At 45.9% G+C, this 23,133-nt stretch carries 16 protein-coding genes; 14 read left to right on the plus strand and 2 right to left on the minus strand.

Annotation, left to right across the window (positions count from 1 at the left end; all coding sequences use genetic code 11):
- Nucleotides 1-52 precede the first annotated feature (52 nt).
- The 3 genes from recC to recD all read left to right on the plus strand — a co-directional run bounded on the left by recC (nt 53) and on the right by recD (nt 9,595).
- Nucleotides 53-3,511: an exodeoxyribonuclease V subunit gamma gene (gene recC, locus ZX61_RS20865; protein ID WP_049846512.1), complete on the plus strand. Its 3,459-nt coding sequence runs from the start codon at nt 53-55 to the stop codon at nt 3,509-3,511.
- Between the two features lie 307 nt (nt 3,512-3,818).
- Nucleotides 3,819-7,451 carry an exodeoxyribonuclease V subunit beta gene (gene recB / locus ZX61_RS20870; protein ID WP_049846513.1) on the plus strand — a complete coding sequence of 1,211 codons (3,633 nt, stop codon included), beginning with the start codon at nt 3,819-3,821 and terminating at the stop codon, nt 7,449-7,451.
- Between the two features lie 2 nt (nt 7,452-7,453).
- Nucleotides 7,454-9,595, plus strand: coding sequence for an exodeoxyribonuclease V subunit alpha (gene recD / locus ZX61_RS20875; protein WP_049846514.1), 2,142 nt, complete (start codon nt 7,454-7,456; stop codon nt 9,593-9,595).
- A 26-nt stretch (nt 9,596-9,621) separates the two neighbouring features.
- Here the strand turns inward: recD and ZX61_RS24405 are convergent, their stop codons facing one another.
- Nucleotides 9,622-9,798: a hypothetical protein gene (locus tag ZX61_RS24405; RefSeq protein ID WP_004746266.1), complete on the minus strand. Its 177-nt coding sequence runs from the start codon at nt 9,796-9,798 to the stop codon at nt 9,622-9,624.
- A 206-nt stretch (nt 9,799-10,004) separates the two neighbouring features.
- Nucleotides 10,005-11,342 carry an amino-acid N-acetyltransferase gene (argA, locus tag ZX61_RS20885; RefSeq protein WP_049846515.1) on the minus strand — a complete coding sequence of 446 codons (1,338 nt, stop codon included), beginning with the start codon at nt 11,340-11,342 and terminating at the stop codon, nt 10,005-10,007.
- 235 nt (nt 11,343-11,577) lie between these two features.
- On the opposite strand from argA, the gene ZX61_RS20890 reads away from it, so the two are divergent.
- From ZX61_RS20890 to der, 11 genes are all read left to right on the plus strand, one after another.
- Nucleotides 11,578-11,979, plus strand: coding sequence for a DUF2850 domain-containing protein (locus tag ZX61_RS20890; RefSeq protein WP_049846516.1), 402 nt, complete (start codon nt 11,578-11,580; stop codon nt 11,977-11,979).
- A gap of 68 nt (nt 11,980-12,047) precedes the next feature.
- Nucleotides 12,048-13,151 carry a murein transglycosylase A gene (gene mltA, locus ZX61_RS20895; protein WP_049846993.1) on the plus strand — a complete coding sequence of 368 codons (1,104 nt, stop codon included), beginning with the start codon at nt 12,048-12,050 and terminating at the stop codon, nt 13,149-13,151.
- A gap of 72 nt (nt 13,152-13,223) precedes the next feature.
- On the plus strand, nt 13,224-14,033 hold the full coding sequence (tcdA, locus tag ZX61_RS20900; RefSeq protein WP_049846517.1) for a tRNA cyclic N6-threonylcarbamoyladenosine(37) synthase TcdA: 810 nt from the start codon (nt 13,224-13,226) through the stop codon (nt 14,031-14,033).
- Between the two features lie 17 nt (nt 14,034-14,050).
- Entirely contained in the window at nt 14,051-14,482 is a 432-nt protein-coding gene (csdE, locus tag ZX61_RS20905) for a cysteine desulfurase sulfur acceptor subunit CsdE (protein WP_049846518.1), read from the plus strand.
- Nucleotides 14,483-14,753: 271 nt separating this feature from the next.
- Nucleotides 14,754-15,881: a bifunctional tRNA (adenosine(37)-C2)-methyltransferase TrmG/ribosomal RNA large subunit methyltransferase RlmN gene (locus tag ZX61_RS20910; protein ID WP_049846519.1), complete on the plus strand. Its 1,128-nt coding sequence runs from the start codon at nt 14,754-14,756 to the stop codon at nt 15,879-15,881.
- A 324-nt stretch (nt 15,882-16,205) separates the two neighbouring features.
- The gene (rodZ, locus tag ZX61_RS20915; RefSeq protein ID WP_049846520.1) at nt 16,206-17,189 is read left to right on the plus strand and encodes a cytoskeleton protein RodZ; all 984 of its coding nucleotides are present in this window, start codon (nt 16,206-16,208) and stop codon (nt 17,187-17,189) included.
- An 8-nt stretch (nt 17,190-17,197) separates the two neighbouring features.
- Entirely contained in the window at nt 17,198-18,316 is a 1,119-nt protein-coding gene (ispG, locus tag ZX61_RS20920) for a flavodoxin-dependent (E)-4-hydroxy-3-methylbut-2-enyl-diphosphate synthase (protein WP_049846521.1), read from the plus strand.
- A gap of 48 nt (nt 18,317-18,364) precedes the next feature.
- Entirely contained in the window at nt 18,365-19,633 is a 1,269-nt protein-coding gene (gene hisS, locus ZX61_RS20925; protein ID WP_049846522.1) for a histidine--tRNA ligase, read from the plus strand.
- 58 nt (nt 19,634-19,691) lie between these two features.
- Nucleotides 19,692-20,306: a YfgM family protein gene (locus ZX61_RS20930; RefSeq protein ID WP_049846994.1), complete on the plus strand. Its 615-nt coding sequence runs from the start codon at nt 19,692-19,694 to the stop codon at nt 20,304-20,306.
- A gap of 9 nt (nt 20,307-20,315) precedes the next feature.
- A complete protein-coding gene (gene bamB, locus ZX61_RS20935; RefSeq protein ID WP_049846523.1) occupies nt 20,316-21,476 on the plus strand; it encodes an outer membrane protein assembly factor BamB in 1,161 nt (386 codons plus the stop codon).
- Nucleotides 21,477-21,643: 167 nt separating this feature from the next.
- Entirely contained in the window at nt 21,644-23,131 is a 1,488-nt protein-coding gene (gene der / locus ZX61_RS20940) for a ribosome biogenesis GTPase Der (protein WP_049846524.1), read from the plus strand.
- Nucleotides 23,132-23,133: the final 2 nt, after the last annotated feature.

A 23,133-nucleotide genomic window follows, 5' to 3' on the forward strand; every position in this document is an offset into this window, starting at 1 on the left:
TGCACTTATGCTAATCTGAGCGCAATAGCGGCAATATTAGTGTGAGTGCATTTTGTTTACTGTCTACCATTCCAACCAAGTCGATGTCTTAAAGTCACTTCTTGTTGAGCTCGTTCGTCTCAATCCATTAGAAAACCCTTTCGATAAAGAGCAGATCTTGGTGCAAAGCCCGGGGATGTCCCAGTGGTTGAAGATGGAGCTAGCTAAAGAGTTTGGTGTAGCGGCGAACATTGATTTTCCTCTGCCTGCGACATTTATCTGGAATATGTTTACAGAGGTGCTGCCAGATGTACCAAAACGCAGTGCCTTTAACAAAGAGTCGATGACATGGAAGCTGATGCACATCTTGCCTGGGCTTTTGAGTCAAGTTGAGTTCGAGCCACTTAAACGCTATCTAGAGCAAGACGAAGACGGTTCCAAGCTTTACCAACTCTCAGAGAAAATTGCCGACATCTTTGATGGTTATCTGGTTTATCGCCCAGAGTGGATTGCCAGTTGGGAAGCGGGGCAAACCGTGTTGGAGCTGGAAGATGAGCACCCTTGGCAGCCGATTTTATGGCAAGCGCTCTACGATCATACAATTGCCTTAGGTCAGTCACCTTATCATCGTGCTAACCTGTACGAACACTTTATCGATACCTTGGAAAACTTTCAGGGCAGTTTTGAACATTTGCCTCAGCGCTTGTTTGTGTTCGGAATTACCTCACTGCCGCCACGTTATATGGATGCTCTTAAAGCCATTGGTGAGCATATTGATGTCCACCTGATGTTTACCAACCCATGTCGTTACTACTGGGGCGAGGTACGAGACAGAAAGTTCTTAGCGCGTTTAGCAGCAAAACACCGTAAACATGTGGTGTGGAATCAAGACCACTCAGAGCAACAGGGCGAGAGTGAGCAACTTAAAGGTTCGATTGAAGACAACGTGCTTGATGAGCTGCATACCGATGCGGTGGGTAATAGCTTACTCGCGTCAATGGGTAAGTTGGGACGCGACAACATGTATCTTCTCTCGCAGCTAGAGTCCCACGAGATTGAAGCCTTTGTTGATGTCGAGCGAGACTTATTGCTCCATCAACTTCAAGCAGACATTCTCAATCTTGAAGAGCATCAAGATGATCATCAGTTAGAAACCAGCTCGCATAAACAAGTGGTGCAACTAGGTGATAAATCACTCACGCTGCATGCATGCCATAGCCCAATGCGTGAAGTGGAAGTCTTACATGATCAGCTATTGGCGATGTTTGATGCCGATCCAAGTTTAAAGCCACGCGATATTATTGTAATGGTGGCGGACATCAACGCCTACAGCCCCGCTATTCAAGCCGTGTTTGGCAACGCACCCGGTGAGCGATTTATCCCTTACTCTATTTCTGACCGTACCGCCGACCAAGAAAGCCCAATCCTTAATGCATTTATGCAGTTGGTCAACCTGCCAAACACCCGTTGTTTGGCGTCTGAGTTACTCGAACTGCTTGAAACTCCAGCGATCTTGGCTCGATTCGGCTTAACGGAAGATGAGTTTATTTTAGCCAAACAGTGGGTAGAGGAATCGGGTATTCGCTGGGGATTGAATGCGACCACAGGACAAGAGTTTGATTTACCTGAAACCGCACAAAATACTTGGCAGTTTGGTATTGAGCGTATGTTACTTGGTTACGCTATGCCAGAATTAGCAGGGTTGTTTGAATCAAGGTCAGGGGCGCTTTCACCTTACAATGAAGTGCAAGGAATGGGCGCGGAGTTAGCGGGCAAGCTGGCGCACTTTATTGAGGCGGTCAGCGATTACCGACACAAACTGCTACAAACTCAATCAATTGATAGTTGGCGTGAAATACTAACCTTGCTGCTGGATGATTTCTTTAGTGTTGAACTGGAAGGTGAGGCGGCGCTGAAGTCGATTCGTGACACCTTAGCCAATTTAAAAGAGCAACTGACTGACGCAGCCTTCGAGCAATCATTATCTCCGGCGATTATTACCACCTATTTGAACAACAAGCTGTCAGGGACGCGGATCAGCCAACGCTTCCTTGCTGGGCAAGTTAACTTCTGTACTTTGATGCCGATGCGTTCTATTCCATTCAGAACGGTTTGCTTACTGGGCATGAATGATGGTGTTTATCCACGTTCTATGCCGCCAGAGGGCTTCGATCTGATGAATGGACGAACCAAACCAGGGGATCGCTCTCGCCGAGATGATGACCGATACCTATTCTTAGAGGCCGTGCTGTCTGCACAGCAAACGCTATACATCAGCTATGTTGGTCGCTCAATCCAAGACAATACTGAGCGTGTGCCATCGGTGCTGGTTTCTGAGCTAATGGAGTATTGTCACCAAAATTACTGCCTAGATGGAGATGAGGCGTTAGCGAGTGATGAGTCTGGAGAAAAGCTGCTAGCAGTACTCATTGCTCACCACTCTATGGTGCCGTTTAGCGCAGCAGCGTTTGTTGGTGAGCAGTCAAGTTATGCTAAAGAGTGGCTGCCTGCGGTGAATAGATTAGGCCAGGTAAGCGGTGAATTTAATCGACAACTGCAAGATTACTTACTCGATGCCACTTACCCATTAGAGCTGGATTTAGTTGAGCTGCAACGCTTCTGGCGTTTACCGGTGCAATACTTTTTTAATCGCCGCTTAAAAGTGATGTTTGAGCCACCGCTTCCGGTTATGGAAGATGACGAACCTTTTGTGCTCAATGGCTTAGAAAGCTATCAAATGCGCGACAGTTTATTGGATAGCTTACTCAAACAGCAGCTTTCTGGTGGTCAAGATAGCAAGGGTGTGATTGAAAGCTTTGTTAAGCAGCAACGTGCGCAAGGGAAATTACCGGTTGGCGCATTTGGGGATATTGAATTTGAAACTAACCGAGTTCAAGCGCAGGAGCTGGTGGAAAAGCTGACCTTCTTATGTGGCAGCGAAGATAATGACCTCGAAGTAAAACTGACATTTGATGTCTTAGGTGAGGATAAAAAGATCAACCTAACTGGCTGGCTGACACAGTATTATCAGTCGGGCTTGATTCGCTTTCGCAGCGGTAAGATTCGCTCACAAGACTATCTGTCCGCGTGGATAGACCACCTAGCTATGTCGGCGATGGGCATCAGTAAGCGCACCCATATGATTGGTTATGATCGCAAGGAAGGGGTTGTTCATCTTATCTACCCTGAAATTGCAGACCCTAGCTACGCTCATAGCTTGTTATCTGAGCTGATTCGTTTGTTCTACCAAGGCATGACCGAGCCGTTGTGCTATTTCCCGAGAACTGCATTAGCTGGTGTTGAAGCGGGATTCAGTCGTGGCAATTGGGCAGATGATGAAGAGAAATCACTCAAGAAAATGGCCGATACATTTAACGATAGCTTCATGGCCGCAGGTGAAGGCAATAACCCTTACATCTCGCGTATCTGGCCAAGTTGGAACGACAGTTTAGCAGCGCAGGCACGTACTATTACAGCATTGGTACTGCAAACCCCTCGACTTGAGGTAAAGACGAGTGAAGACGCGCAATAGATCAGTTTAGTGGAAAACAGGTTGAAGGAAAGTAGGTGGCCGCCAGTAAATCATTATAGTGTAGGGCGTTCGCTGTACGGCCACAGGTCAGAGGGACCATTATTCTGTCGGTTTGTTGCAACTTGGCTGCTTAGACAAGCTCGGAGTTGCTCAACACATGGCGCGCATAGTAGCGGTTAGGGAACGAGCCTACCGTGAGAAAGATCTCATAAAGTCCCAAGTTTTTAGGGATTTATATTAATAATAATCGTTTTAAAGTCTGGATCACATTTGGATCTCGGTTTTTCATACAAAGGGCAAATATTTTATGACAGCAACGTCAATGGTTACTCCGCTTAATGCCATGACTTTTCCCTTGCACGGTGCACGATTAATTGAGGCATCGGCGGGTACCGGTAAAACCTTTACTATCGCTGGCTTATACTTAAGGTTGCTTCTCGGTCATGGTACATCCGAGACCAAGCATCAGCTGCCGTTGACGGTTGATCAGATTTTAGTGGTGACATTTACGGAAGCGGCAACCGCAGAACTCAGAGACCGAATCCGCGCTCGTATTCATGATGCTCGTCTTGCCTTTGCCCGAGGCAAAAGTAGCGACCCTGTGATTGAGCCTTTACTTGATGAGTTCAGTGACCACAAACAAGCCGCAGAGATCCTTTTGCAAGCGGAAAGGCAAATGGATGAAGCCGCGGTTTATACCATCCACGGCTTTTGCCAACGTATGCTAACCCAAAATGCGTTTGAATCAGGCAGTCGCTTTAACAACGAATTTGTGACCGATGAGAGTCATCTTAAAGCGCAGGTTGTAGCTGATTACTGGCGACGTAATTTCTATCCTTTACCGCTTAATTTAGCAGGAGAAGTGCGCCGAATCTGGAATGCCCCCTCTGATTTACTGCGCGATGTGACTAACTATCTGACAGGTGCACCACTTAGCCTGTCTGTCGCGGCGATGAGTGGAAGTTTAGCGGACTTACACCAACAAAATCTAAAGCGTATCGATGAATTGAAATCGTTATGGCGAGAGCATCAGGATGACTTTTTTGCCCTGATTAGTGACTCTGACGTCAACAAACGCAGTTACAGCAAAAAGTCTTTACCGACTTGGCTCGACGCGGTCAATGTGTGGGCATCAACGGAAACAACGGGTTATGACTATCCAGACAAACTGGAGAAGTTTGCGCAAAATACCTTGGTTGAGAAAACGCCGAAAGGCACCGCGCCGCAGCACCTTGTTTTTGAAGCAATTGATGCTTTCCTTGCTGCGCCAATTGGCCTCAAAGCACCAATGCTTGCCCATGCGATTGAACATTGTCGTGTGATGTTGGCAAAAGCCAAACAGCAGAAACAGTGGCTCTCTTTTGATGACTTGCTGACCAATCTTTCTGCCGCTATTGATGGTGATGAATCTGAGCTACTTGCAGAGCGGATTCGGACTCTCTATCCAGTAGCTATGATTGATGAGTTCCAAGATACCGATCCCCTTCAATACAGCATTTTTAGCCGTATCTACTTGAACAACCCTGAATGTGGTTTGTTCATGATCGGTGATCCTAAACAGGCAATCTACGGCTTCCGTGGCGCAGATATTTTTACTTACATCAAAGCGCGTAATCAGGTTTCGTCGCACTTCACTCTAGGCACTAACTGGCGTTCTAGCGCGGATATGGTTAGAGCGGTAAACCAGATTTTTGACTTGCCTTCAAGCCCGTTTATTTACGATAAAGATATTCCATTCTTGCCTGTCGACTCTAGCCCCTACGCGGATAAACGTATTTGGACTATTGGTGGTCAAAAGCAACCCGCTCTCACTTACTGGCTGCAAGATGCGGAGGAAAAGCCTCTGCCTAAAGGCGAGTATCTTAAGGCAATGTCTAAGGCAACCGCAGATCAAATCCAAACGATTCTCACTGCTGCGCAAAATGAGCAAGCGTTCTTTATGGATGGTAAAGAAGCAGATGGCAAAGATGGTCATCCTATTCAGGCTGGTGATATTGCGGTATTGGTGCGAACCGGTAATGAAGGTCGTATGGTGAAAGAGGCACTAGCAAAGCAAGGTATTGCGAGTGTTTACCTATCAAACCGAGACAGCGTGTTTACCTCGCTTGTCGCCCAAGATATTCAGCGTCTATTGCAAGCGGTGCTGACACCTGAAAATGATCGTGCCTTACGAGCAAGCTTGGCTTCTGAGATGTTTGCTCTCGATGCGGGCGGTTTAGACAAGCTCAACAACGATGAAAATGAGTGGGAAAACGCAATCAATGAGTTTAAAGAGTATCGTAAACTCTGGACTCAGCGAGGTGTGCTACCCATGTTGCGCAGTGTTATGAGCAAGAGACATATTGCGGAGCGTTTACTAGAGGAAGAAGGTGGAGAGCGTGCACTGACTGATTTGATGCATATCGGTGAGCTGCTACAGCAAGCAAGTCAAGAGCTAGACAGTGACCATGGTTTACTGCGTTGGTTGGCTCAAGCAATCAGTGATGCGCAAAACGGCTTAGGTGGCAGCGAAGACCAAATCCAGCGCTTAGAATCAGAGCGTAATTTGGTGCAAATCGTAACGATCCACAAATCAAAAGGTCTGGAATATGATCTGGTGTTGTTGCCTTTCGTTCTCAGCTATCGCGAGGCTAGCGAAGCGAAATACTACGATGAGCAACAAGACAAAACCATTTTAGATATTACTGGGCAAGATGCTTCTTTGGCGCAAGCTGATAAAGAGCGTCTTGCTGAAGATTTACGTCTAATCTACGTAGCGCTCACCCGCGCCGTTTATGGCTGTTTTGTCGGGGCTGCGCCACTGAGAAACGGTCGCTCGACCAAAGAACCAACCGGTGTTCATCATAGTGCGATGGGATATTTGCTACAAGATGGTAAAGAAGGGGGGATCAATGATCTCACTCAGGCAATCCAACAGCATGTGGATGGACTTGAAAGTGTGCGATTAAGTGACCTACCAGAGCTACAACAAGAGGTCTTCGTGGCCCCAAGTTCGCAGCAACAAGATTTAACGGCAAGCGAGCTGAAAAGTGTTATTGATCGAGATTGGCGAATCACTAGTTACTCTGGATTGGTAAAACAAGGCTCTCATCATAGCTCGGATGGCTTTACCGACTTATTGCATCTCGATATTGATTCTTCTGATGAGCATGATGAAGAGGAGTTAGTTGAACCAGAGCAAACCATCTTCACCTTCCCGCGCGGCGCTAGACCCGGTACTTTCCTGCATACGATATTCGAAGAAGTCGAATTTACCGAGCCAAGTACTAGCGAAGCGAATAGTGAGGTTATCACTCATCTTCTCGATAGTGAGCAGTTAGACGCAAGTTGGCTACCGATATTACAACAGTTGATTGATACCGTACTAGCCACACCACTGGATGGAAAATCTCTGCTGCTCAACCAGAAAGGTCCAAGCCAACGTTTAGTTGAGATGGAGTTCTTGCTACCAATTGAGGTACTGGCGGCGCCCGCATTAAACCGTGTAATCCAACGTCATGATCCTTTATCCGCTAAGTCTGGCGACCTAGGATTCTATACCGTTCAAGGTATGTTGAAAGGCTTTATCGACTTAGTGTTTGAGCATCAAGGCAAATACTATGTCCTTGACTGGAAATCGAATCATCTTGGTGACGAAGTCAGTTTCTATCACGGAGAAGCGCTAAAATCTGCCATGGCAGATCATCGTTATGACCTGCAATATCAAATCTATGCCTTAGCGCTACATCGCTTCTTACGCAGTCGAATCGTAGATTATGACTACGATCAGCACTTTGGCGGTGTCTACTACCTATTCCTTAGGGGGATGGACGGAGAAAGCGAGCATGGCATTTTCTCTGCCAAACCAAGCCTAGAGTTTCTTACCGATATGGACAGACTCATTGATGGGCAAAGTGTCGACGGGAAAACGAATCAAGCTGGCCAGATGGAGTTACTTTAATCATGACCACACTTATTTCTGTGCTTAAACAACTGGCAAATAAACCCAGCATCAGACAACTTGATTATCAGTTTGCCCGCTTTATCGCTAGCCAGTCTCAGGATGATCAGATCGCTTTTATTGCAGGTGTGGTTAGCCACGAACTTGGCAAAGGCCATATTTGCTTACCTCTGTTTGACGCAGAAGGGCAGCCTACCGATCTCGCTGCGAAGCTGGGTTTGTTTGGCGAAGCAGCATTAGAGTTGAATCAAACGCTGGTTGCGATTGACTGGGCATCCTTGCTCCATGGCTCTTGTTTGGTGGCTAAAAACTTGGCTGAAGAGGGCGAAGCTCTACCACTGATATTTGATGGTGAGCGACTCTATTTACACCGCTATTGGTACTATGAAGTGACGTTAGCTGAGCGTTTGAATAGCTTTGGGTCACCCATGATCCTAAAGCCTACTGAAATCCAAAAACTATCAAAGCTTCTTGATCATCTTTTTGCTCGCAACTATCGATATCTATTTGAAGTAATTAATAAATCTCAGCAGCAAGGTGATTCTACACCTGTGATGCGACAGCGTATGGTTTGTGACCATCTAGACGTCGTGGCAGAGGATAAGTTGGATTGGCCTACCATAGACCAAAAGCTCTTAGCAGCAAAAAACATTGAGCAGCTCACTGTGCTCGATGAACTAGTGCCATTGGCCGCTTGTGTAAACTGGCAGAAAGTCGCAGCGGCGGTTGCATTGAGTAAAAGGTTTGCTGTGATCTCTGGTGGTCCGGGAACTGGTAAAACGACTACTGTAACCAAACTGCTCGCCGCCTTGATCGAACAAGCACAAAGTTCGGATGCGCAAAATGGCAAAGGTGAGCCACCAACGATCAAACTAGTGGCCCCCACCGGCAAAGCCGCCGCTCGATTAACGGAATCTATTGGCAAAGCCGTGGAAGAGTTGCCTGTTGCACCTGAGCTAAAGCAGGCGATTCCAACTGACGCGAGCACACTGCACCGTTTACTGGGTGCGTTACCCAATAGTGCTGAGTTTCGCCACAACCGGGATAATCCACTCCATCTAGATATGCTGGTTGTAGATGAAGCCTCTATGGTCGATTTACCAATGATGTACAAATTGATCGATGCATTACCTAAACATGCTCGATTGATTTTGTTGGGAGACAAAGATCAGTTGGCTTCGGTAGAAGCTGGGGCGGTACTCGGTGATATCTGCTCGTTCAATCAATTCGGTTTCAGCCATGGTCAAGCGGCTCAAATTGCTCGCTTAACCGGTTTTGAAACACTCGCCCACACGACGAATACGCAGCCTTCTATTGCTGATAGCTTGTGTATATTGAAGAAAAGCTATCGATTTGATGCGCGCTCTGGTATCGGTCAACTGGCGCAAGCGATCAATGTTGGTTCAGCTCAGAAGGTCGATTGGGTATGGCAAAAAGATTTCGCGGATATTGCTCAGTTTCCAATTGATAGCCAGCACTACAATCAAATGATCCAGATGTTAGTTGCCGAATATAGCCACTATCTTAAACGTATTGATACACCGCAATTAGACTCAGTAACAGGCGAAGTTGAAACCATGCCGCAACGAGCCAAAGCGGTATTAGATCATTTTGCTCGCTGCCGCTTGCTATGTGCTATTCGTGAAGGTGACTTCGGTGTTGCTGGACTCAATCAGCGTATCGAACGGGCGCTGGCAGCGAGAAAGCTTATTCAGACCCAAGATGAGCTTTGGTATCACGGTAGACCAGTGATGGTCGCGAGAAATGATTATGCATTAGGTTTGTATAACGGCGATATTGGCATTTGTATGCTTGATGACTCAGAAAACCAGCCAAGATTAAAGGTCTTTTTTGAGTTACCGGATGGCAGTGTTAAATCTGTTTTGCCGAGTAGAGTGCCTGAGCATGAAACTGCATACGCGATGACTATTCATAAATCTCAAGGCAGTGAATTCGAGCACACACTAATGGTCTTACCGCCTGATTATACACCTATACTGACCCGAGAGCTGATCTACACAGGAATTACACGCGCGAAGAAGCGCTTGAGCTTATATATCGATCAACGGGTAATGAAGCGCGGAATCAAGGTTCGCACTCAGAGAGCTAGTGGATTGGTACAAAGGCTGCAGCGAAAGGGATAACCATCCGTGGCTACCGTGTTAAACGATTAAAGTGCTTTCGAGAAAGAAATACTGCGGATGCGGTACTTCTTTTGATAGTTCAAGATGAACGCTTTTAAGCCTTCTGTTACTGGGAAGACACAATGAACGTCTAGATCTTCTAGTAGTTCATTATCTGCCATGTCCCAAAAACTCTGTACAGAGTTACAGATAATTTTCTTCATCGATAGTTTGCTCTTAGTGACGTAGTCAGTAACCTCAAGCAATCCTTGCGACTCAACTTAGGTAAAAGTTAAGTAGAGAAGTGAATCCTATCTAGCTCCCCACTGAGGGCGGGGAGCCGAAATATTAACCAATTAAAAATATGAAATAAAGCTAATAATGTAAGAAAAATTAGCAACAAAGTAGCAAGTATAAGAATTACAGTCAGTTAGAGAGTTAACGACAAAATCTTCGATTTTCTTTGATAGTTGTATAAGTTTTGTTTCTGCGAAGGTAAGAAGTCGACGTTCATCTCATGAAAACCTTGTTCCCTAAACCAGTGCAGGCTGTGGGTAGTCAAAACAAAAATATGTTCAATGCCCTGTGCCTTAGATTGCAGGCGCATATGATTAAGCAACAGTAATCCTCTGTCACCATCTCGGTATTCGGGGTGAATTGCCACACAAGCCATCTCTGCCATTTTCTCTTCTGGGTATGGATAAAGAGCTGCGCAGCCAATTATCAGTCCATCTTTCTCAATGATGGTGAACTGATGTAGCTCTTGCTCTAGTTGTTCGCGCGAGCGTCTGACCAGAACTCCTTGCTCCTCTAGCGGTTGAATTAAATCTAGAATACCGCCGATATCATCAATGTTGGCAACGCGAACCTGCTCCGCACTCGCTTTCACCACTTGAGTACCTATACCATCAAGTGAAAACAGTTCTTGAATTAGAGCGCCATCCACCTTGTAACTGACTAGATGGCTACGGGGAACACCAGCTCGACATGCTGCTGTCGCGGCACGTAAAAACCTTAGAGTGCCAGAGGAATTATCAACGCCTTCTACGCGGTCGGTTTCTAGTCGAGATAAGATTCTTTCTGCATCTTTAGGGAACAGTTCAGCGACGACTTCACCGTTCTCGTCAATGATGCCCTGTTCGGAACAAAAACCTATCAACTTGTCGGCATTCAATTTGATCGCGACTTGAGTAGCGACCTCTTCAGAGAGTAAGTTAAATGACTCTCCAGTCACTGAGCTTGCAATGGGGCCTAGAAGAACAATTGATCCTTGATCCAACATGCGATTAATCCCCTCTACATCAATGCGTCGAATCCTGCCGCTATGGCAATAGTCGATACCATCATCAACGCCAAGAGGTTGAGAAGTAATAAAGTTGCCACTGACAACATTAAGTTGAGTACCGGCCATCGGCGTATTACTCAGGCTCATTGAGAGCTGAGCAGTGATGGTTAACTGTAGCTGACCAGCTGCTTGCATGACATAATTGAGCAAAACCTCATCAGTAACTCGAATTCCTTTATGGTATGGGCTATCATGCTGATTTTGCTGAAGAAGATGGTTGATTTGGGGACGTGCTCCATGAACAAGAACAATTTTAACCCCTAAGCTGTGCAACAGTGCAAGATCACTGATAATATTCGAAAAATTGCCGTCAGCCACGGCTTCTCCGCCAAGCATGACGACCATGGTCTTATCCCGGTGAGCATTGACGTAAGGGGCGGACTGTCTGAACCCTTTTACTAAAGCAGTGCTTCGAATCTTCACAATATCTTCCGTGGATTGAATTTATATACACTGATATTGCAATTTTATTCTGTGTGCGGCAAGGGTTTTTTCTGTGTGATTTGTGGGTTTCATTTAGTTTCTGGTTTGGTGAGTTCATTTTGCATATGAGATTTATGCGTCGCTAAACATTTCTAAATGAGTTTGGAACTCGCAGTTAACACAATTTTGGTTAACACTTAATGGTAAAATTGTTATTACATTGGTGACAAAGAAAGTGAATGGTGTGAGCGGTAAGAAAAAAATATTTGAGCGGGTGATAGTGTTGGGGGCGCTCATTGCTGCAGTTATGGCCATCATGATGGCGAGCAGCCTGTATCAGCTTTACTTAGAGAAAACCTACCCCAAATCGAATGTGTATGGCACTTGGGTTGAGCAAAACGTTGCCTCTTATGCGGCAGAGGAGTTTGTGCTTAGTCCGTCTGGTGTGGCGATTAATGGCGGTATTGTTGATACTCAGTACAGCTGGGATGGATCTCACCTTAAGTACCGCCTTGGTAATAAGGTGCGTAAGTTTAAGGCTCTTAACGAAGAATTCACCGAGCTTCAGTTAGTTTCTGAGCCTAATTATCAACCTGTCTATCGTTTGTCAGAAAAAGTTAAAAATAACATTCATTAACGATGACTCGATTGCGAATTCCTATCAAGTTTGTCATGCTCATGGCATCGCTTGAAAGGGATCAAATCGTGTTCAAAAAATATCTTCCTCTTGCAGCCGTCAGCTTACTGTACGGCTGTGCTCAACCTACTGACCGTGCTCAGCAATATGTCGATGATGAATTCAATGCCATTTTGAATAAAACTGCAGTTGTAGAGTCGAATAAGCCACGAGACTTTACCGAGTTTCACCGTCAGGCTGATCAAGTCGTGGTCAACTCGCCTTCGATGGCAAAGATTTATCAGCCGTTGTATGACCAGTTGAATGAATGGGTGCTGCAAAGTGGAGAGCCTACTGATTTAGCTAATTTCGGCATTCAAGCTGCTCAATTAGGTGGTGGTGATAAGCAAGGCAATGTGCTTTTTACGGGTTACTTTTCTCCGGTGATGGAACTGCGTCACGAATCGAACGAGAAGTTTAAGTATCCAGTATATGCAAAACCACAGTGTGAGAGTGATTGTCCCACTCGAGCGCAAATCTATGCTGGTGCACTAGAAGGTCAAGGACTAGAGCTGGGTTATGCAGCCAATAGGATTGACCCATTTTTGATGGAAGTGCAGGGTAGCGGTTTTGTTCATTTTGAAGATGATGACACCTTGGAGTATTTTGCCTACGGTGGTAAGAACAACAAAGCTTATATCAGCATAGGTAAGGTTTTAATTGAAAGAGATTTAGTGTCGCGTGCCAAAATGTCGATGAAAGCCATCAAGCAGTGGGTGATGGAAAATGACGAAGCAACGGTGCGCGAGTTGCTTGAACAGAACCCTTCTTTTGTCTTCTTTGAGCCTCGCGCAGATGCACCAGTCACTGGCTCAGCAGGTATTCCGTTACTACCTATGGCTTCTGTCGCTGGTGATCGCGCTATCTTGCCAATGGGCACCCCGATCTTAGCTGAGGTGCCATTACTTAATCCTGACGGCTCTTGGAGTGGAGCTCATCAACTGCGCTTGTTAATCGTGTTAGATACCGGTGGTGCGGTGAAACAAAATCATCTCGATCTTTACCATGGTATGGGCCCGCGCGCAGGCACAGAAGCGGGCCACTACAAACACTTTGGTCGAGTGTGGAAGCTTGGTCTTGAAGGAAGCGCAACACAAGCACCTTGGGCATTACCGCCAGAAAAGCTACAATAGCTTCATCTAGACTTTTTAATTAAGAGTGCGTATAAATCGCACTCTTTGTTTTTGTACCCAGCGGAAAACCATATGCGTGAACTCGACACTCCAGCTTCTGATAATTACAACCAACGTTTTGGTGGCACACGCCGTCTTTACGGTAATAGTGAAGTTGAGATTTTGCGCGCTGCGCATGTGTGTGTGATTGGTATTGGTGGTGTTGGCTCGTGGGCTGCCGAAGCCTTAGCAAGAACCGGGGTTGGTGAGCTAACGTTGATCGATATGGATGACGTGTGTGTGACCAACATTAACCGTCAGATTCATGCAATGAGTGGAACGGTTGGTCAAAGCAAGATCGAAGTGATGGCGGAAAGGGTTAAGCTCATTAACCCAGAGTGTAAAGTTAATCTGATTGATGATTTTATTACGCCGGATAACCAACACGAGTACTTAACTAAAGAGTACGACTACGTGCTGGATGCCATTGATAGTGTCAAAGCAAAAGCGTCATTGCTTGCTTACTGTCGCAGCAACAAAATCAAAGTCATTACGACGGGTGGTGCTGGTGGACAGGTTGATCCAACACAAATTAAAGTGGCGGATTTAACCAAAACAATCCAAGATCCATTGGCAAAAAAAATCAAAGATACATTGCGTCGTCATCATAACTTTCCAACTAACCCTGCACGCAAGTTCGGTATAGAGTGTGTATTCTCTACTGAGCAGCTGAAATACCCACAACCAGATGGAAGCGTATGTGGTGTCAAATCGACAGCCGAAGGGCCAAAACGCATGGACTGTGCTAGTGGCTTTGGTGCCGCGACGGTGGTAACGGCTACATTTGGTTTTGTCGCAGTATCGCGCATCGTAGAAAAATTAATTCAAAAATACAGTAAGTAAATTAGGTTAGAGAAAGAATGTCACCGTATCCTCAAACGCCGTTCGGCACTGAAATTACAGCCGATGATATCGCCCAAACCATGCAAGACTTTAAAAGCTGGGAAGATCGCTACCGTCAGGTGATTCAGTGGGGCAAGAAGCTTCCTGCCATGCCAGAAGAATTTAAGTCTGAGCAGGTAACCGTGTCTGGCTGTGAAAGCACGGTGTGGCTTGTGAGCAAGAACTTGGATGGCAAATGGTACTTTTGCGCAGATTCTGATGCACGTATCGTCCGCGGCCTAATTGCTTTGGTACTGGCGGCATTTGACGGTAAATCTTCGCAGGAAATCCAATCGTTCGACATTGATGCTTATTTTGCACAGCTCGGTCTTGTTAAACATCTGAGTCCTTCCCGAGGCAATGGTTTGAATGCCATTGTCGAACAGATTAAGCAAATCACAACTAACTAATTTAACCATCTCCAACTCGGTGGTTCCTTTCTATCAGAAGTGACGATTTGTATCTTGGCTAGCGTGTATATCCAGTCACTCCCGATAGCAAAGAACGTCCGTAACCGGCAATCTATTCAGCGTTTATATCGCTTATGTTTGTGTTGTTTAATAAATAACCGCTTTGATATTAACGCCATAGTAAATACAGGGCTTTACAGGTCTTGTTGTCACTGCGTAAAGGCTGTACAATTCGCGCCCTTAATTAATGTTCCGTCGCTTGAGAGGCCACATGACCACTGAAAAAATCAATCTACTCGACTTTGATCGTCAAGGTTTGCGTAAATTTTTTGCCGATGAACTAGGTGAAAAAGCATTCCGTGCAGATCAGGTAATGAAGTGGATCTATCATTTCGGTGTCGATAACTTCGATAATATGACCAACATTAATAAGAAGTTACGTGAAAAATTACAGCATCGCTGCGAAATCAAAGCTCCTACAGTCGCTGAAGCTCAGCACTCGTCGGACGGTACGATTAAGTGGGCTATGAAGGTTGGTGACCAAGACGTTGAAACGGTATACATCCCAGAAGATGACCGTGCTACCTTGTGTGTATCTTCGCAAGTTGGTTGTGCGCTTGAGTGCAAATTTTGCTCAACCGCTCAACAGGGTTTCAACCGCAATCTGAAAGTGTCTGAAATTATTGGTCAGGTATGGCGTGCCGCGCGCGAAATTGGCTTAGAAAAAGAAACAGGTCGTCGCCCTATTACCAACGTCGTAATGATGGGTATGGGTGAACCACTGCTCAACATGAAGAACCTCATCCCTGCACTTGAGTTAATGCTTGATGATTTAGGCTTTGGTTTATCTAAGCGTCGAGTAACGGTATCAACATCTGGTGTTGTTTCTGGTCTTGATCAAATGACAGGTAAGATTGATGTGGCACTGGCTATTTCGCTACATGCTCCGAATGATAAGCTGCGTAGTGAAATTATGCCGATCAACGATCGTTGGGATATCGAAGGTTTCTTAGCCTCTGTACGTCGTTACATTCAGTCTTCCAATGCTAACCGCGGTAAAGTAACGGTCGAGTATGTTCTACTAGACCATGTGAACGATGATATGGACCACGCTCGCGAACTGGCTGAGCTCATGAAAGACACACCTTGTAAGATTAACTTGATTCCGTTTAACCCGTATCCAGGTTCGCCGTATAAAAAACCAAGTAATTCACGTATCGATCGTTTCCAAAAAACCTTAATGCAATACGAACACACAGTGACGGTTCGTAAAACACGTGGTGACGATATCGACGCAGCATGTGGTCAGCTAGTCGGCGATGTTATCGATCGCACAAAACGAACTGCGACAATAAAAGCTGCCAAAGGTGAAACAATCCAAGTTAAAGCTGTTTCATAAAGAGAGTTATTTTCACCAAAGCCAGAGCCCAGCTCTGGCTTTTTTGTTACATCTGGTAGCGATCTCATGGTCAAAATAACGAAAAACCTTGAGCTGCTTGTAAATTATGCGTTTTGTTTGTGTTGTTTCATCTATGATATCTATTAGAATTGAAGGTTAACGCTTTCGAGGTATTTTTCCTCTGTTTATTGAGTGGAGCGTTAAATTAGATTAATTGAGGGTCATCCTCGACAAATTCAGAGTTTGGTTATTTTTCACGCAACAAAAATAAATAAATAAGCGATGAAGTGACGAAGCTTTAACAAGAAGAGAATTTTTACAATCATGACAGATGAACAACAACACCTAGCGAGTGACGAAAACGTAGAAAAAGTACAAGCAGGGACTTTGCTTAAGAACAAACGTGAATCGCTTGGTCTGAGCCAAAAGCAAATCGCCGACCGTTTGCGCTTGCGCCTTTCAATCATCGAGAACATTGAAAGCAACAATTTTGCCTCTGATCAAGTTGCTACTTTTACCCGAGGTTATTTACGCTCTTATGCAAGAGCTGTAGGGCTTGCTGAGTCAGAAGTGTTGTGTGCGATTGATGGTTGTGAAGAAACTCAACCCGAAGAGCAAGAAATGAAAAGTTTTTCGCGTAAAACTAAGCGCGAAGCTCATGATAGTCGCATCATGACCTTAACTTGGGGAATTATCATTGTTGTATTGGGGATTTCATCAGTTTGGTGGTGGCAGAACCAAGAAAAAAGCATGGAATCACTAACTTCTGACGCGGAACTTGAGCAACAGTTAGAGCAACAAGCTGAAAATCAACCGCTTGACTTTACGACACTTTCTGAGACCGACGTCGAACCTATGGCGAGAGAAGACGAAACTCAAAGCCTAGATTCAACCACGATGCCTACAACTGAAAACGTAGCGGTTCCTGACGCAGTAGAGACAGAAATCGTCGTCGAACCTCAACAAGCACCAGAGAGTAAGCCAGAACCTCAACCGCAAAGCACAAGTGAAGATAAAGCGGAACAGACTCCTGTCGTTGATGAACCTAAAACTGAACAATCTACCGCCGCCGCGAATTTGTTGTCTATGTCATTTGATGATGATTGTTGGATTCAAGTTAAAGATGCGACGGGTAAAACCTTATCTACCGGGGTTAAGAAAGCAGGTCAAAGCCTGAATTTAAGTGGCGATTTACCTTACAGTGTCATTTTAGGTGCTCCTGAAAACGTTTCAATGACATTAGCGAGTGAACCTGTCGACCTTTCTGGGTATACTTCAGGCAAAGTAGCACGATTCAACTTACCTTAAATACTATTATGCAATACGAATCTCCTATCAAACGTCGCCCATCGACTCGTATCTATGTGGGCGATGTACCTATTGGTGACGGTGCACCGATTGCTGTGCAGTCGATGACCAACACCAGAACAACAGACGTAGAAGCGACTGTTGCACAAATTAAATCACTGGAAAATGTCGGTGCTGATATTGTTCGCGTATCGGTTCCCACTATGGATGCTGCGGAAGCATTCAAGCAAATCAAGCAACAAGTGAATGTTCCTCTCGTAGCGGATATTCACTTCGACTATCGTATCGCATTAAAAGTTGCGGAGTACGGCGTTGACTGTTTGCGTATCAATCCAGGTAACATCGGTAACGAAGAGCGTATTCGTTCGGTAGTTGATTGTGCGCGTGACAAAAACATACCGATTCGCATTGGTGTGAATGGCGGCTCATTAGAAAAAGACATTCAAATGAAGTACGGCGAACCAACCCCTGCGGCGCTGGTTGAGTCTGCGATGCGCCATGTGGATATTCTGGATCGCCTTAATTTTGACCAGTTCAAAGTGAGTGTCAAAGCTTCGGATGTATTCCTCGCGGTTGATTCATACCGATTGCTGGCACAAAAGATCGATCAGCCACTTCACTTAGGTATTACAGAAGCGGGTGGTGCTCGCGCTGGTGCAGTGAAATCGTCGGTGGGTCTTGGGATGCTTCTCGCAGAAGGTATTGGTGATACGCTGCGTATCTCTCTTGCTGCCGATCCGATAGAAGAGATAAAAGTCGGTTTTGATATTCTAAAATCTCTGCGTATTCGCTCACGTGGTATTAACTTTATTGCTTGTCCAAGTTGCTCTCGTCAAGAGTTCGATGTGATTGGTACGGTGAACGCGCTTGAGCAGCGTCTAGAAGACGTGATTACGCCAATGGATGTTTCTATCATCGGCTGTGTGGTAAACGGTCCGGGTGAGGCCGAAGTATCTCACTTAGGTCTGGCGGGGAGTAACAAGAAGAGTGCATTCTATGAAGACGGCAAACGTCAGAAAGAGCGCTTCGACAACAACGACCTCGTTGACCAGCTAGAAGCTAAGATTCGTGCCAAAGCTTCAACACTAGATGAAGCCAACCGCATCGACGTTAAAGTACAAGATTAATCTCAACGTAACCCAAATTACGGTAACCATTTTTACGGTAAAAAAACTGTGGCAAAGAAAATCCAAGCAATTCGAGGCATGAACGACTGCCTTCCAACTCAATCACCACTGTGGCAGAAACTTGAAAACACAGTGAAGAACGTAATCAGCGCCTACGGTTACAACGAAGTGCGCATGCCAATCGTTGAGATGACTCATCTGTTCAGCCGTGCTATCGGTGAAGTGACCGATGTGGTTGAAAAAGAGATGTACACATTTGAAGACCGTAACGGCGATAGCCTAACGCTACGCCCTGAAGGTACGGCAGGCTGTGTACGTTCTTGTATTGAGAATAGTCTCATTGATCGTTCTGAACAGCGCCTATGGTATATGGGCCCGATGTTCCGTCACGAGCGTCCGCAAAAAGGTCGTTACCGTCAATTCCACCAATGTGGTGTGGAAGTGTTTGGTCTAAATGGTCCAGACGTTGACGCTGAGCTAATTATGATGACGGCGCGTCTATGGCGTGAACTAGGCATCGACAAGCATGTGCGCCTAGAGTTGAACTCCATCGGCTCTCTTGACGATCGTGCTAACTACCGTACCGCCCTCATTGCTTATCTTGAACGACACATTGATGTACTTGATGACGACTGTAAGCGTCGCATGCACACTAACCCGTTGCGTGTTCTGGATACTAAGAACCCAGATGTACAAGCTATTCTTGGTGATGCTCCGCGTCTATCTGATTATCTTGGGGAAGAGTCAAAACAACATTTTGCTGGTCTTTGTGAACTTCTTGACGCTGCAGGTATCGAATACACAGTTAACGAGCGTTTAGTTCGTGGTCTGGATTACTATAATCGTACGGTATTTGAGTGGATTACCGAAAGCTTAGGAGCTCAGGGCACTGTATGTGGTGGTGGTCGTTACGATGGTCTGGTTGAACAGCTAGGCGGTAAGGCAACACCAGCTGTAGGCTTTGCAATGGGCCTTGAGCGTCTAGTTCTTATGCTAGAAACGCTAGAGCTAACAGAAGTACGTCGCAGCGTTGATGTTTACATGGTCACAGCAGGCGAAGGTACGATGATGGCTGGTATGAAGCTAGCAGAATCACTGCGCGAGCAAGTATCAGGTCTACGTGTTATGAGCCACTTCGGTGGAGGCAACTTCAAGAAGCAGTTCAAACGTGCAGATAAAGTGGGCGCGGCTGTTGCGCTAGTGCTTGGTGAAAATGAAGTCGCTGACAACACAGTCGTATTGAAAGATCTGATTGGAGGTACTCAAGAAACTTTGAGCCAAGCAGATGTTATTACTAAGCTAGCAGAACTCGTTTAATATTAATGATTTATGAGTGGCAGTCTCGGCTGCCATTTTTGATGTAAGAGGACAGGAAGTGGAACTCTACGATACTGAAGAACAACAAGTAGAAGCGATCAAAGATTGGTGGAAAGAGAACGGCAAAGCAGTGATTTTAGGTGCTGTCGTTGGTCTAGGCGGCCTGTTTGGCTGGCGTTATTACCAAGATTCAGTAACAGCGGCTCAAGAAGCTGCGTCAGAAAGCTATACCAAAGCAGTTCAAGCTTTGGCTGAACAAGGCGCTTCAGCTGAAGGTGATATTCAAGCTTTCATCGATGCAAACAAAGAAACGGAATACTCAGTTTTAGCTGCGTTGCAACTGGCAAAAGTTCAAGTTGAAGCGGGTAATCTTGATGAAGCGCTAGCTCAACTTGAGTGGGCTAAGTCTGCGACTAAAGATGCGGCAGTTGCTGCGGTACTTGATTATCGTTTGGCTCGTGTTAAAACCGAGCAAGGTGAGTTTGATGCGGCTATCGCGCAGTTGGCTAATATCAGTGACGAAAGCTGGGCTGGTCGTGTGGCAGAGCTGAAAGGTGACATCTTGCTACGTAAAGGTGATGCACAAGCGGCTTACGCTGCATACACTGAAGCACAGCAGTCAGGCGATGCGAGCCAGACGCTACAGATGAAACTGGATGATCTAGCCAAGTAAGGGCGTCGCATGAAGAATATGCTGAAAAAAGCACTCACAACAGCGATGTTTGTTGGCGTTCTGGCTGGCTGTGCTGGTGAAGAAGACACCATCATTATGTCACCAGTGCCTCAAGTCGACAGTGAATTTACCCCCTCTAGTCAATGGAGTACTTCTGTTGGTAACGGCGTTGAACAGTATTACTCAAAGCTGACGCCAGAGTATGCTTATGGCAAAGTCTTTGTCGCCAGTCGCGATGGTGTGGTTAAAGCCCTTGATCCTGAAAACGGCAAAACCTTATGGGAAACAGAGATTGAAGCCGATGTTTCAGCGCGTTTATCCGGTGGGATTACAGCTGGCTACAGTCAAATCTTTATTGGTAGCGAAAACGGCCAAGTACTGGCATTCGATGAAGAAACGGGTGAAGTAAACTGGCAAGTTGAGGTGGATGGCGAAGTGTTAACGGCGCCAGCAACCGACAACAACTTTGTGATCGTTCATACCAATAGCGGTATGTTAGTCGCGCTCAATCAAGAAACGGGCGAAACTAAGTGGACCATCAGTACTGAAGTGCCGAACTTGACTCTGCGTGGTAACAGTACTCCAGTGACCGCATCTGGCGGTGTTTTCTGGGGAACAGCGAATGGTCGCTTGGCGGCGGCAATTGTTGAACGTGGTCAGCTAATTTGGCAACAGCCAATCGGTATGCCACAAGGAGCGACAGAAATCGATCGTTTGGTTGATGTCGATGCTGCGCCACTGATTTTGGGTAGCTCTTTATACATCGTTGGTTACAACGGACAGCTAACAGCAATTGACCTGCGTTCTGGCAAACCAGCGTGGAAACGCAGCTACTCTTCAGCAACCGATCTTGCTAGCGACGGCAGTCGCCTCTATCTCGTTACTGACAAAGATCATCTGGTCGCTGTTGATGCACGTAGCGGTACTGAACTGTGGACTAATGACCAGTTGGAGCATCGACTTTTAACTGCTCCGACTATGATCGATGACTATGTTGTTGTCGGTGATAGTGAAGGCTTTTTGTACTGGATTGATCGCAGCAGCGGTGAATTTGTATCAATGCAGGAAGTGAACAGTGCTGGATTTGCGGTTGCACCCATAGCTGTACCGGGTGGTTATGTCCTAATGACGCGCAATGGCGATGTAAAGAAACTTACGATCAACGAGTAATCGTGTGATATAATTCACATTCGGCTCCTAGCTGGTAACAGTTGGGAGCCGTTTGTTTGTTTTAGAACCCATAGTTGTGTGTGGTTATAGGTAAAGTGCTCATAGTGTGAACTCTGCGGAGTTGTTACCTATAACTACATAAAGAAAAGAATATTGTAGAGGTTATTATGGTACCTGTTGTTGCTCTGGTAGGGCGTCCAAACGTTGGTAAATCGACGTTGTTTAACCGACTGACTCGTACTCGCGACGCATTGGTTGCGGATTTCCCTGGCTTAACTCGTGACCGTAAATATGGCCAAGCTAAGCTTGGTGAACATGAATTTATCGTGATTGATACCGGCGGTATCGATGGCACGGAAGAAGGTGTAGAAACCAAGATGGCAGAGCAGTCGCTAGCGGCGATTGATGAAGCCGATGTGGTATTATTTATGGTCGATGGCCGAGCAGGTCTGACACCATCTGACATTGCCATTTCTAACCACTTGCGCAAAATTGAAAAGCCTTCAATGCTTGTAGTAAACAAGGTTGATGGTATTGATGCCGACGCAGCGTCAGCTGATTTTTGGCAGTTAGGTGTGGAAAACATGTACCAGATTGCTGCTGCTCATGGCCGCGGCGTTGGTGCGCTTATCGACCGTGCACTTAACCCATTTGCAGAAAAAATGGCTGAAGAAGCGCTAGGTGAAATCGAAGACTTAACTGAATTCGTTGACGAAGAAGAAGAGAAACTAGACTACACCGAAGAAGAAGCGGAAGAAGAGTTCAAGCGTCTACAAGATCAGCCAATCAAACTGGCGATTATTGGTCGTCCTAACGTAGGTAAATCAACCCTGACTAACCGTATTCTCGGTGAAGAGCGCGTGGTGGTTTACGATATGCCTGGCACGACTCGTGACTCTATCTACATTCCTATGGAACGTGATGGTCGCGAATATGTTCTTATTGATACTGCGGGTGTACGTCGTCGTAAGCGTATCAACGAAACCGTTGAGAAGTTCTCAGTGGTTAAAACATTGAAAGCAGTTGAAGATGCTAACGTTGTTCTGCTGGTTATCGACGCTCGTGAAAACATCTCAGACCAAGATCTAAGCCTACTTGGCTTTGCGCTTAACGCTGGCCGCTCAATTGTGCTTGCAGTGAACAAGTGGGATGGTCTGGATATGGACGTGAAAGAGCACGTTAAGAAAGAACTTGATCGTCGCTTAGGTTTTGTTGATTTTGCTCGAATTCACTTTATCTCTGCGCTTCACGGTACAGGCGTTGGCCATTTGTTCGAATCTGTGCAAGAGGCATACAAGTCAGCGACAACTCGTGTAGGGACTTCTGTGCTGACGCGTATCATGAAAATGGCAACGGACGATCACCAGCCACCATTGGTACGAGGCCGTCGTGTTAAACTCAAGTACGCGCATGCAGGTGGCTACAACCCACCAATCGTTGTGATTCACGGTAACCAAGTCAACGAACTGCCAGATTCGTATAAACGTTATCTGATGAACTACTACCGTAAATCATTGGAAATCATGGGTACACCAATTCGTATCCAATTCCAAAGCAGCGATAACCCATTTGAGGGTAAATCGAACAAGATGACGATGTCTCAGGAGCGTAAACGTAAACGCTTGATGAGCATGATGAAAAATCGTAAGAAGTAATC

This window comes from Vibrio sp. VPAP30 (genome assembly GCF_001188205.1).
GTDB classification, from domain to species: domain Bacteria; phylum Pseudomonadota; class Gammaproteobacteria; order Enterobacterales; family Vibrionaceae; genus Vibrio; species Vibrio bivalvicida.